The sequence below is a fragment of the Microbispora sp. NPDC049633 genome (assembly GCF_040675265.1).
Taxonomy (GTDB): Bacteria; Actinomycetota; Actinomycetes; order Streptosporangiales; family Streptosporangiaceae; genus Microbispora; species Microbispora maris.
Genome location: NZ_JBFAOO010000088.1, coordinates 1 through 12,633, shown reverse-complemented (window position 1 = coordinate 12,633; position 12,633 = coordinate 1). Strand labels below are relative to the sequence as shown.

Below are 12,633 nucleotides of genomic sequence, written 5' to 3'. Positions count from 1 at the left end.
GTGGGTCACCCCCCTGCCCTGAGCCGCTCGCGGTGCACCGCCGGGACCGCGTCCGGGTAGGCCCGCTGGGTGCCCCGCGCCACGATCGACGCCAGCACGGCCTTGGCCAGGTCGCCCGGTAGGAATGTGGCGCTGAGGAGCGCGGTCTTGCCCAGGGACAGCCCGGTGACCAGGGCCTGCACGGGGATGCCGAACAGGTAGACGACGCCGACGCCGCCGGCCAGGCAGGCGGTCACCAACCGGACCGTGGACGGCGAGCGTCCGCCGCGTTCGACGATCCACCCGGTCAGGGCCGCGCCGGGGAGCCAGCCGAGCAGGAAGCCGGCCGAGGGACCGGTGAAGACGCCGAGCCCGCCGCGTCCGCCGGCCAGCAGGGGCAGCCCCGCGGCGACCAGCACGAGCAGGACCGTCACGGCGAGGGCGGACCGCCACGTGCCCAGGATCGCCCCGGCGAGCATGACGCCGAGTGTCTGCAGCGTGATCGGCACCGCGTCGCCGAAGACGTTCAGCGCGCCCGGCAGGCCGAGCACGGCGATCAGCGCGGCGAACACGCTGACTCTGGCGATGTCCGCCGCGGGGAAGCGCCGCTTCGGCGTGCTCTGTTCATCTGTCACGAATCGATCCCATACCAAGACCCTCCATCCGGCGAATGAGGAAACCCACAACTTTTCGCCGTGTCGTTCTCAGCGGCGGCCATAGCCGTGGGCCGGCTCCCGGCCGGGCGGCGGCTCAGGCGGTGAGGACCAGGACGGTGACCGTGGCGGCGAGACCGGCCAGGGCGAGGCCCGCGCCGGTCGCGACGAACTTGGCCAGCGGCACCCGCACGTCTCCCCGCCGGCACCACTCGAACCACAACAGCGTCGCGAGCGAGCCCCAGGGCGTGATCACGGGGCCCAGGTTGGTGCCCGCGAGCAGCGACAGCAGCTGCGTGTGGTTGGCCGCGGGGATGACCTGCTCGCCCGCGACGTACGCCGGGAGGTTGTTGAGCACGTTGGACAGCGCGGCTCCGGCGGCGGCCGCGCGGTAGGCGCCGTCCCCGTCGCCGCCCGCGCCGACGAGCGCGCGCATGACGTCGGCCAGGCCGAGGCGGCTGAGCGTCGGGACCACGAGGAACAGCCCGGTGACGAAGACCAGCAGCCGCCAGGGGATCAGGCCCCACACGAGCTTGGCCCGGTCGCGCCAGGCGAAGGCGGCGACCACCGCGACCGCCGCGACGAGGGCCGCGACGCCGATCTCCACCCCCGCCAGGATCGCGGCGATGAACAGCAGGCACGCCACCCCCGCGACGCCGAACAGCACCCGGTCGGCCACGGGAACCGGTGGCGGCGGCTCGTAGCGGTCCTCGCCCCGCTCTCCCCGCCGCCAGTAGAACACCCATAGGAACGCCATCGTCACCGCGATCGACACGGCCTGCGGAGCCCACATGCGCGCGGCGAACCCCTGCGTGGTCAGCGCGACCCGGTTCATGGCGAGCAGGTTGGTGAGGTTGGAGACCGGCAGCAGCAGGCTGGCGGTGTTGGCCAGCCAGACCGTGGTCATCACGAGCGGCAGCGGCGCGATCTTCGCGCGCGGCGCAAGGGCCAGCATGACCGGCGTCAGCAGGACGGCCGTCGTGTCCAGGTTGAGGAAGATCGTGACCAGCGAGGCGAAAGCCGTACAGAACAGGAAGAGAACCGCGTAGCTGCCCCGGCCGACGATCGCGATGCGGGTCGCGATGACGTCGAAGACCTGCGCCTCCTTGGTCAGCTCCGCCAGCACGATCACCGCGCCGAGGAACAGCAGCAGAGGGGCGATGCGTTCGATGCTGCCCCTGGCCTCCTCGGCCGGCAGCAGGCCGGTGGCCACGAAGACCAGGCCCGCCGCGAGCAGCCCGAACCTGATCAAGTCGAGAACGCTCAGTCGCCGCAGCCCGGTCGCCACGCGCACACCCTATATCGGCTGCCGGATGATGATCGAACCCCCTCCAAACCGTCGGCGGCAGCGGTAATACTGGGCCTCATGACGCACAGCGGGCGGGGGGACGCGCGGACCGAGATCTTCGTCAGCTACTCCCCCGCCGACGAGCGGTGGGCGACCTGGATCGCCTGGCAGCTCGAAGCCGCCGGCTACCGCACGATGCTGCAGGCGTGGGACTTCGTGCCGGGCACCAACTTCATCGACTTCATGGACCGCGGGGTGAGCGAGGCCGACCTGGTCGTCGCGGTCCTCACCCGCAACTACCTGGGTTCCCGGTACGGCAGGCTCGAATGGCAGGCGGCGCTGCGCGCCGATCCGGACAACCCGTCCAACAAGCTCGTGACGGTCCGTCTGGAGGACTGCCCGCTCGACGGCCTGCTGTCCACGATCACCTGGGTGGACCTCCTCGGCGTGACCGATCCCGCCGAGGCGCGGCGGCTGCTGCTGACCCGGATCCGGCAGGCGCTGGCGGGCCGGGCCAAGCCGGCCGAGCCACCCCGGTTCCCGGCCGGGCCGGACAGGCAGGCCCTCCAGCCCGCCGCCGACCCCGCGCCCCCCGCCGTACGGGTGCCACGGGCCCGGCGCACCCCGGCCGCCGAACCGTCCTTCCCGACGGCCGAGCGCGCGGGCGGCGCCTCCTCGGTGACCGTGCTGCACGTCGCCGGGCCGCGGTTCGGACGCGGGCTGGCGGAGGCCGACGAGCCGCTCGACGCGGGCGAGCTGCAGGCGAGCGTGTGGGCCGACCTGACCCGCCTCGCCGACGCCGGGGTCCCCCGGCCCGACCTGCTGATGGTGACCGGCGACCTCACCGAGTCGGGCAGCATCCGCGAGTGCGAGCAGGCCCTCGCGTTCCTCACCGGGCTGCGGGTGCTGCTGGGGCTGGAACCCGGACGGCTGGTCGTCGTCCCCGGCCCCCGCGACGTCACCAAGGCGGCCTGCCGGGCCTACTTCGCGACCTGCGAGGCCGACGACGTGCGCCCGCAGCCGCCGTACTGGCCGAAGTGGCGGCACTTCTCCACGCTCTTCGGCGAGCTGTACCAGGGCCTCGACGGCCCGGCCTTCGACAGCGCCCAGCCCTGGACGCTGTTCGAGCTGCCCGAGCTGCGCACCGTCGTCGCCGGGATCAACTCCACGATCGCGATGAGCCACCGCGAGGAGGACGACCACGGCTTCGTCGGCGAGGCCCAGGCCGCGTGGTTCGCCGAGCGGCTGCGGCCGTTCGAGGGATGGCTGCGGATCGGCGCCGTCGCCCATCCGCCGCGCCCCGGCCTGCGTGACGCCGCCACCCTGGAACGGCTGCTCGGCTCCCGGCTCGACCTGCTCGTCCACGGGCGCGACGCGCGGCGCGGCGGGCCGGAGGAGGTCTGGGAGCTGGAGGGGCTGCCGTGCGTGCCCGCGCTCGCCCCGGGCCGTCACCAGATCCTCCAGCTCACCCCGGAGGGACTGCGCCGGTGGGCCCGGGACCGCCCCGAGCTGCGCGACGCCGAGGTCCTGCCGTACGTCTGGCGCGGCTGGCGGCCCCAGGCCACCGCGGCGGCCGCTCCCGAGCCGGCGCCGGAGCCCGAGGAGCCCGCGGGCCCGGCCGACCTGCTGCTGGACCGGATCGCCGAGGTCTGCGAGACCCGCTTCGAACGGGCCAAGATACGCCGCGTCGCGGGCGAGCCGCCGCGCCTGCTCGTCACCCACCCCGAGGACGGGTTCGTGCGCCAGGTCCTGATCGGCGCGCACGCCGGGGAGCTGAGCCAGGAGCGGGTCGAGGCGTTCCTCGGCCACGTCCACGCGGCGGGGCTGGAACACGCCGCCGAGCTGGTCTACCAGGGGCCCCAGGCGCCCCGGGCGTTACGCGACGACGCTCTGCGGCGCGGGCTGCGGCTGCGCAGCTTCACCGAGTTCCAGGGCCTGCTCGACCTGTCGTCCTACGTGGCGGGGCAGACGGCCAGGCTGCGCGGCGACCGCCGCTATCCGCCCGAGCTGTACGTGCCGCAGCGGTTCCGGGAGCTCGACCGGACCGGTGGCGAGGTGCGCGACGACCTGACCGGCGAGCTGATGCGGCTGCTCGCGGCCGACCACGGGCGGTTCGCGCTCGTGCTCGGCGACTTCGGGCGCGGCAAGACGTTCTCGCTGCGTGAGGTGGCCCGGCGCATCCCCGCCGAGCTGCCGCACCTCACGCCGATCCTGATCGAGCTGCGCGCCCTCGACAAGGCGCACTCGGTCGCCGGGCTGGTCGCGGCGCACCTCGCCAACCACGGCGAGGAGCTGATCGACCTCAAGGCGTTCCACTACATGCTGCGCCAGGGCCGCATCGTGCTGCTGTTCGACGGCTTCGACGAACTGGTCACCCGCGTGACGTACGAACGGGCGGCCGACCACCTCGACACGCTGCTGCGCGCGGCGGAGGACAAGGCGAAGATCGTCGTGGCCGGGCGCACCCAGCACTTCAAGTCGCGCAGCCAGGTGATGACCGCCCTCGGGGAGAAGGTCGGCCTGCTGCCCAACCGCCGGGTGCTCAGCATCGAGGAGTTCACCGAGGAGCAGATCCGCGCGTACCTGGTCAACCGGTACGGCTCGCAGCAGGCGGCCGACGAACGGATGGCCCTGCTCACGGGCATCGCCGACCTGCTCGGCCTGGCGCACAACCCGCGCATGCTCAGCTTCATCGCCGACCTGCCCGCCGAACGGCTGCGCGCCGTGGCCCAGGCCGGGGAGGCGATCAGCGCCGCCGGTCTCTACCAGGAGATCCTCGACACGTGGCTCGCCTTCGAGGAGGACCGCGTACGCGGCGTGGCCGGGGCCCCCGGCGGGCTGACCCGCGAGGAGCTGTGGCGGGCCGCGACCACGCTCGCGCTGCGGCTGTGGGAGACCGGCGAGACCTACCTGCGGCCGGCGGAGCTGGCCGAGGCCGCCGACACGCTCACCGGCCTGGCCGCCGACGCGCAGACCCGCGTGCCGTACGGACCGGGTGCGGACCCGGGATCCTCCCGCCCGCCGGACGCGGACGGCGCCGGGACCGCGGGAGGGCAGGCGGTCACGCGGCTGACGCCCGAGCAGGCCGTGCACGCCGTCGGAGCCGGCAGCCTGCTGGTGCGCACGGACGAGGGGTTGTTCGGGTTCATCCACGCCTCGGTCGTGGAATGGCTGGTGGCCCGGCACCTCGCGGACTCGCTCGGCGCCGGCCACGCGGGGGGCCTGGGCCTGCGGCCGCTGTCGGCGCTGGCCGTCGACTTCCTGTGCGACCTGGCCGACGCCTCGCGGCTGCAGGCGTGGGCGGCCCGCACGCTCGCCTCCCCCGGCGCGGGCGACGTGGCGCGGGCCAACGCCATCAAGGTGACCACCCGGCTGCGCACCTCGGCCAGGACCGACCTGCGCGGAGCACGGCTCAGCGGCGAGGACCTGTCGTACCGGGAACTGCAGGGCGTGGACCTCACCGGCGCCGACCTGACCGACGCCCGGCTCGTCGGGGCCGACCTGTCCCACGCCGTGCTGCGGGACGCCCGGCTGGCCGGGGCTCGCCTCGACGAGGCCGTCCTCGTCGGCGCCGACCTGCGCGGGGCCGATTTCACCCGGGCCCGGCTCGCCCGCGCCGACCTGCGGGACGCCGCCGTCGAGGGCAGCCGCTGGGACCGGGCCGCGCTCATCGACGTGACCGGCGTCCCCCGGGGAGCGCCGGAGCTGCGCGGCGCCGCCGTCGCGCCCGGCGGCCCCGGTGCCGCCGGCGGCCGGGTCGGCGCCGAGCCGGCCCCCGCCGTCGTCGGCGTGCCGTACGGCTACCACTTCGAGAGCAGCCGCCTGCCCGAACCGGTCGCCTACCGCCCAGACGGCGGCGTGCTCGCCCTGGGCGGGGAGGACGGCGGCGTCCTGATCTGCGACAGCGTCACCGGGTCCGTCCTGCGCACGCTGCAGGGCCACCGGGGCCGCGTCTACAAGGTCGCCTACGGCGAGGCCGGGCTGGTGACCGGTGCGAGCGACGGAACCGTCCGGGTGTGGGATCCGGCCACCGGCGAGCCGTCGCACGTCCTGCGCGCTCATGCCGAGGGAGTGTGGCCCGTCGTCACCTCCGGCGACCTCGTCGCGGCCGGCGGCGCGGACGGGATCATGCGGGTCTGGAGGTCCGGGGAGCCGGAGTGGGAGCTGCCGGGCCACACCGCCCCGATCTACACGGCCGTGTTCCTGCCGGGACTGCTGGTGACCGGCGACAGCGCGGGGGCGATCCGCGTGTGGGACCTCGCCACCGGGCGGGTGCGGCACCACCTGCACGGCCACAGCGGGGCCGTCTACCGCCTGGCCCCCAGCCCCGACGGCACCCGCCTGGCCGCCGGGGACGGCCAGGGCGTGCTGCGCATCTGGGACCCCCGCACCGGCGCCGCGCTGCACGAGCTGACCGGTCATCCCGGACGGATCTACACCCTCGCCTTCCATCCGGAGGGCCGGCTGCTCGCCTCCGGCGACACCGAGGGAGCCGTACGGCTCTGGGACCCGGTCACCGGCTCGGCGGCCGGCAGCCTGCCCGGGCACCGCGGCGCGGTCTACCAGGTGCTGTTCGATCCCACCGGCGACCTGCTGGCGACCGGTGACAGCGACGGGGTCGTCCGGCTCTGGGACCACCGCACCGGCCAGTCGCGGGCCGAGCTGACCGGGCACCGGGGATCGGTGTGGCCGTTCGCGTTCCGCCCGGACGGCCGGCAGCTCGCGACCGGCAGCAACGACGGCACCGCCCGGCTGTGGGACCCCCACACCGGCCAGTGTGTCCAGACGCTGCGCGGCCACGGCCGCCGCGTCACGTCCGTGCGGTTCTCCGCCGACGGCGGCATGCTCGCCGCCTGCGGCAACGACGGTTACGTACGGCTGTGGGACCCGGTCACGGGCCGCCGCCTGCGCTCGCTCACCGGGACGGCCGACCGGCTGGTGTCGGCCGTCTTCAGCCCGGCCGGGCCGCTGCGCGCCACCGCGAGCAACGACGGCGGCGTCTACCTGTGGAACCCGGTCGCCGGGACGTACGAGCGCGAGCTCAACGTGGAGACCGACCATGTGTGGGCGGAGGCGTTCAGCCCCGACGGGCAACTGCTGGCCACCGCGAACGACGACGACAGCGTCCGGCTGTGGTACCGCCCCTCCGGCCGCCAGGTCGCCAACCTCAGCGGGCACCGGGGACGGGTCAGGTCGATCGCGTTCGGTCCCGACGGCCGGCTCGTGGCCACCGGCTGTGACGACCGCAAGGTCCGGCTGTGGGACGTGCCTACCGGTCGATGGGTGGCGACGCTGAGCGGGCACGACGACCGGGTGTACGCGGTGGCCTTCTCCCCGTCGGGCGACCTGCTGGCGAGCGCGAGCAACGACGGCACCGCCCGCCTGTGGGACCCGGCCTCCGGCGAGTGCCTGCGTGCGCTCGACGGGGGCGGGCGGCTGTGGACGGCGGCGTTCAGCCCTTCGGGCGACCTGCTCGCCACCGCCGGGGACGACCTCGCCGTCCACCTGTGGGACCCGGCCTCCGGCGCGCGCGTCGGGTCCCTCGCCGGGCACGGCCGCCGGGTCTGGTCGGTCGCCTTCCACCCCTCCGGCGACCTGCTCGCCAGCGCCGGGGACGACGGCGTGGTGATCGTGTGGGACGTCGCCCGCCGCGAACGCCGCGCCACCCTGCTCGGCCTGTCGGAGGGCTGGGCCGCGTTCTCGCCCGGCGGGCTGTACAAGCTGGAGGGCGACGTGACGGGCCAGTTCTGGTACGTGATCGGCATGTGCCGGTTCGAACCCGGCGAGCTGGACGAGTACCTGCCCGAGGTCAGGCGTCTGGCCCTGGACGAGCCGTTCTAGGAAGGGTCCGGAGCCCGGAGACGACCATGTGCGCCAGCAGGGCGTGGCTCTCGTCGAGGTCCTCGCCCAGTTGGAAGGCGCCCGCCGCCTCCAGGACGGCGAAGCCGTGCATGGCGGCGCGCAGGCAGCGGACCGCGTGGATCGCGGCCGAGCCCTCCAGCCCGTACGCCCGCAGCGCGGCGAGGATGATGCCGATCAGCCGGTCCCCCGCCTCGGCCGTCTCCGGCCGAGGCGACTGGATCAGGGCCGAGTAACGGTGCGGGTGCCGGGCGGCGTAGGAGCGCCAGCCGTCCATCAGGGCGCGCAGCGCCTCGTCGCCGGACCGGCCGAGCACCGCCTCGCTCGCGACCTCCGTCAGCTCGCCCAGCACCCGCCCGGAGACGAGGACCCGCAACTCGGCGAGGTTGCGCACGTGTTTGTAGAGCGAGGGGGTGGCGACCCCCGCGCGCCCGGCGACCGCGGACAGGGTGAGCGCGTCGGGGCCCTCCTCGTCCACGATCCGCAGCGCGAGGTCGACGACGGCGTCCGGGGACAGCGGCGCCCTAGCCACGGGCCCGCTCTCCGAGGAAGGCGAGCATCGCGGCGGCGACCTCGTCGGGGTGCTGCGCGTGCGGGTAGTGCCCGGCGCCCTCGATCACCACCACTTTCCCGAGCCCGGCCGGCATGCCGGCGACGATCCCGTCCGCCTCGGCGCGGGGGTCGGCCCAGTCGGGGTCGCGGGTGCCCATCACCACCAGGGCCGGGCACCGGATGCCGTCGAGGTGCGCGCCGGCGTCCCCGGGCGCGGACGCCCCCATGGCGCTGACCACGGCCATGCGGCCGGGCCTGCGCAGGTCCTTGTCCAAGGCGGCCAGATAGTCCGTCCAGTCGGCCGGCTTGACGCCCGGGTAGGCGTGGTCGAGGTAGCTCTTCCAGAGCCCGACGCTGCGAAGGAGCGCCACGCCCATGAGCCGCGTCATGCCCGTGCGGTAGCGGCCGTTGCGCAGCAGGGCGCCCAGGTCGGGCTTCTGCGGCCGGGTGAACGGGGCGATCTCCAGCAGGGCGGTGACCAGTTCGGGCCGCCGCGCCGCCGCGATCGTGGCCGATCCCCCGGCGAAGGAGTGCCCCACGACGACGGCGGGCCCGCCCAGGTGCTCGATCAGGGCGACGATGTCGTTCGCGGTGTCGGTGCGGGTGTAGGAGTCCCAGCCGAGGCTCGACTCGCCGTGCCCACGCAGGTCGGTGGTCGCCACGCGATACCCGGCGGCGGTCAGCACCGGGGCGAGGAATCGGTAGGTGTTCCGGGTGATCCCCATGCCGGGGACCAGCACGACCAGCGGGCCCTCCCCGGTCACGTCGTACGCGATCTCGCCGCCGTCGATCTTCAGGAACTCCGTCATGCCGCCCTCCAGGCTCAAGTGCATAGCCCAAAGGCTAATGCCATTAGCCGACGACCGTCAAGGTCGAGGCGGCGACGATCCGGGCCGGCGCCTTTACGTTGTAGATTCGTGGGGCTTCAGTTCTCCGCGGAGACCCGGGCGCTCAGGTCCTGCCAGACCTTGTCGACCCGGGCGTCGAGCTCCTCCAGGGAACCCTCGTTGCCGACGACGATGTCGGCGATCCTCAGCCGGTCCTCCCGGGAGGCCTGAGCGGCGATCCGGGCACGGGCGTCCGCCTCCGGCATGCCGCGGAAACGCCGCAGGCGGTCCAGCCGGACCTCGTCCGGCGTGTCCACCACGACGACCACGTCGTACAGGGGGGCCAGGTTGTTCTCCGCGAGCAACGGCACGTCGTAGACGACGACGGCGTCGTCCGGGGCCTCCCGCTGGAGCTGCTGGGTGCGCTCGCCCACCTTCGGGTGGACGATCCCGTTGAGGACCTTCAGCTTCTCCGCGTCGGCGAAGACGATGGCGCCGAGCCGCTCCCGGTCGAGCGTGCCGTCGGGGCGGAGCACGTCCTCGCCGAACGCCTCGACGATCTCCGCGAGCCCGGGGGTGCCCGGCTCCACGACCTCCCTGGCGATCTTGTCCGCGTCGATGACGACGGCGCCGCGGGCCGCGAGCCGGCGCGACACCTCGCTCTTGCCCGAACCTATGCCGCCCGTGAGGCCAACCTTCAGCACGTGCCGCAGCCTATCGGGCGGTTCGCGGTATGCCCGACTCGGTCATGCGGGGGTCACCGCGGCGACGGGCACGCTGTCATCGGTGCGCGGGCCGCTCCCCCGGCGTACGCTTCACGGCCGGCCACACGACCGCCGCCGTGTACGCGCACAACACGGCGAAGCCCGCCCAGCCGGGGAGCGGGAAGTAGCCGGCCGACGGCGCGTAGTGGGCGACCACCTGCGGATATTCCACCGCCGTCTGCTGGACGGCGAAGCCCGCGGCCGGGGTGAGCCGCAGCAGCCATCGCGACACGTCATCGGGCAGGAACGGGAACGCGGTCACCACATAGGGCACGGCGACGAGCGACAGCGTGAGGGCGATCGCCGCCCGGCCGCGCCGCAGCAGAACGCCCAGCCCGTACGCCAGGACGGCGCAGAGGGCGAGCACCACCGCGGTCCCGGCGACGACCCGGACGCCGGTCAGCGCGGAGACCGGCTGCACGGGGACGCCGTTGCCGCCGAGGATCGCGACGCCGGCCGGCAGGACCACACCGACGGCGGCGAGCCCGGCCGCGAAGGTCGCGGCGCCGACCACCACGGCTCGGGCGGTCAGGACCCGGCGAGACACCGCCGTGTCCGGCCGGGCGCCGAACCTGGCGGCCAGGACGATGACGACGATCAGCATGATCACCAAACCGGGCAACGTCCGCTCGACGGCGACGGCGCCCTCGCTCCCGATCGGGCCGATGTCGCCGGTCCCGCTCACGGTGACGACGCCGTCCCTCTCGACCGCACCGGAGGCGTTGTGATACTTCTCCCAGTCGGTCTGGTTCATCTCGCCGACCGCCTCGCCGCGCCACGGGCCGGCGGACCCGCCCACCACCGTGACGTGGTCGAAGACGCCGGTGGCCTGCGTGAAGCGGCTCTCCTCGACCGCCCCGCCGAGCCCGACCTCTCGTAGCGTGAGGTCGCCGGGGGACGTGGCGAACAGCCCGGCCTGCGCCGTCGCCGGGAGACCGGCCAGTGTCACCGTTCCCACGGTGTGCCAGCGCCGGCCGTCGGCCGACTCGGAACCGGTGACGGTGTCGCCGGACCGCGTCAGGCGCAACCAGCGCGGGAACCGCGGCACGAGGGCGGCCTCGCCCGCGGCGATGTCGTGCCGGTAGTCGTACTGCATCCGCACGCCGTGCCCGCCGGTCATCATGAGCGCCGCGTAGGAGGAGCCCTGCCGGACGCCGTCCTTGATGATGATCCCGGCCTTCGCCCACGGCACCAGGCCCGTGACGATCCGGTCATGGTGGGGCGGTGGATAGGTGATCGTGCCGGTCATCGAGGTCATCCGGACGGTGATGACGCCCTCCCGGCCGAGGTCGCGGTGCAGGAACCAGAACCGGTCGCCGACGTTCGAGCCGTCCGCGGCGGCCGGATCGGCCGGGCACGGCCCTTGGCAGGACACTCTGTTTCCGGCGGCGGACAGCAGGCCGGCGGCGATCACGACGAGGGCCGACGCGGCCAGGGCGATCAGCCGGGCGGGGCGGCGGAAGGCCGCCCACTCCCGGTGGAGGAGTTCTCTGGTGAGCATGCCGCCGTTCTACGGGTGCGGGCCTGATACCGCCCGAACCGTCCCTGTCACCCCGTTGTTAGGTCCGGCCCGGCATGCTGGAGGCGTGATCAGGTTGCGCAACGGGACCGTGGGCCTCCGGTTCACGATCCTGTACGCCGGGGTGTTTCTCGTCTCCGGAATCGGACTGCTGTCGCTCACCTTCCTGCTCGCCGGCGGGGGAAGACACAGCGTCCCCGTCGGCCCGCTGCCCCCGTCCGCGGCCGGCCTGGACGAGCTGCACCAGCGCGTTGGCCTTCTGCGGGAGCAACTGGCCGAGGTGCACGCGCAGCACTCCCGGCAGTTGCTGGTCGGTTCCCTGCTCGCGCTGATCGTGATGGCGGTCGTGTCCGTGCTGGCCGGCCGGGCGCTCGCCCGCCGGGTGCTGCGCCCGCTGCGGATGATCAGCGCGGCGACCCGGCGCATCACGGCCGACAACCTGGACCGGCGGCTGGGCGTCAGCGGCCCGTCGGACGAGGTGAAGGACCTCGCCGACACCATCGACGCCCTGCTGGGGCGGCTGGAGGCGTCGTTCGCCGCCCAGCGCCGGTTCGTCGCCAACGCCTCGCACGAGTTGCGGACCCCGTTGGCGACCATGCGCGCGTCGCTGGACGTCGCCGTGGCCAAGCCCGGCGCGGCGCGGCAGACGCTCGTCCTGGGCGACCGGCTGCGTGCGCAGCTGGACCGGGTGGATGAACTGCTCGACGGCTTCCTCGTGCTGGCGAGGGCCCAGCACGGCGCGATGACAGACGCGATGACAGGCGCGATGACAGGCGCGATGACCGGGCCCGCCGACGTCGATCTGGCTCGGCCGGCCGCGCGGGCGATCGCCGATCGCGCCACCCGGATCGCGGCGAAGCGGCTCGGCGTGACCCAGGATCTGCGGGCAGGCGCGGTCACCCGGGGCGACGCCGCGCTGCTCGCCCGCCTGGTGGAGAACGTGGTCGACAACGCCGTGACGCACAACGAGGACGGCGGCTGGATCCGGCTCGAGACCTTCCGGGAGGACGCCGAGGTCCGGCTCGTCGTGGAGACCGGGGGGCGCGTCCTCGACCAGCGGGATGTGGACCGGCTCGCACAGCCCTTCGAGCGGCTCGGCGCGGATCGCACCGGCTCCGAGAACGGCTCCGGCCTCGGGCTGTCCATCGTCGCGGCGATCGCGGCCGCGCACGGCGGGCGGCTCGAACTGCTC

Annotated in this window: 8 protein-coding genes; 2 read left to right on the top strand and 6 right to left on the bottom strand. The window is 74.2% G+C overall.

Annotated elements, in window-relative coordinates; genetic code table 11:
- Positions 1 to 5: 5 nt before the first annotated feature.
- Both AB0J39_RS22400 and AB0J39_RS22395 read right to left on the bottom strand, forming a co-directional pair.
- A complete protein-coding gene (locus AB0J39_RS22400) occupies positions 6 to 614 on the bottom strand; it encodes a biotin transporter BioY (protein ID WP_363467815.1) in 609 nt (202 codons plus the stop codon).
- Between the two features lie 115 nt (positions 615 to 729).
- Complete coding sequence (locus AB0J39_RS22395; protein ID WP_363467812.1) at positions 730 to 1,920, bottom strand: SLC13 family permease; 1,191 nt, start codon at positions 1,918 to 1,920, stop codon at positions 730 to 732.
- Between the two features lie 78 nt (positions 1,921 to 1,998).
- Here AB0J39_RS22395 and AB0J39_RS22390 point away from each other — a divergent pair, with 78 nt between their 5' ends.
- Positions 1,999 to 7,761 carry a TIR domain-containing protein gene (locus AB0J39_RS22390; RefSeq protein ID WP_363467810.1) on the top strand — a complete coding sequence of 1,921 codons (5,763 nt, stop codon included), beginning with the start codon at positions 1,999 to 2,001 and terminating at the stop codon, positions 7,759 to 7,761.
- On the opposite strand, the gene AB0J39_RS22385 is transcribed toward AB0J39_RS22390, so the two are convergent.
- The 4 genes from AB0J39_RS22385 to AB0J39_RS22370 form a co-directional block, all read right to left on the bottom strand.
- The gene (locus AB0J39_RS22385; protein WP_363467807.1) at positions 7,730 to 8,311 is read right to left on the bottom strand and encodes a WHG domain-containing protein; all 582 of its coding nucleotides are present in this window, start codon (positions 8,309 to 8,311) and stop codon (positions 7,730 to 7,732) included. The two genes, AB0J39_RS22390 and AB0J39_RS22385, sit on opposite strands and share 32 nt — an antisense overlap.
- Positions 8,304 to 9,164 (bottom strand): alpha/beta hydrolase, encoded by an 861-nt coding sequence (locus tag AB0J39_RS22380; RefSeq protein ID WP_363467804.1) that lies wholly within the window; start codon positions 9,162 to 9,164, stop codon positions 8,304 to 8,306. Before AB0J39_RS22380 ends, AB0J39_RS22385 begins: the two co-directional genes overlap by 8 nt.
- A gap of 92 nt (positions 9,165 to 9,256) precedes the next feature.
- Entirely contained in the window at positions 9,257 to 9,862 is a 606-nt protein-coding gene (gene coaE / locus AB0J39_RS22375; RefSeq protein ID WP_363467801.1) for a dephospho-CoA kinase, read from the bottom strand.
- Positions 9,863 to 9,938: 76 nt separating this feature from the next.
- Positions 9,939 to 11,423, bottom strand: coding sequence for a hypothetical protein (locus tag AB0J39_RS22370; protein WP_363467798.1), 1,485 nt, complete (start codon positions 11,421 to 11,423; stop codon positions 9,939 to 9,941).
- Between the two features lie 85 nt (positions 11,424 to 11,508).
- On the opposite strand from AB0J39_RS22370, the gene AB0J39_RS22365 reads away from it, so the two are divergent.
- Positions 11,509 to 12,633 (top strand): ATP-binding protein (locus AB0J39_RS22365; RefSeq protein WP_363467796.1); only part of this gene is annotated, 1,125 nt, incomplete at its 3' end.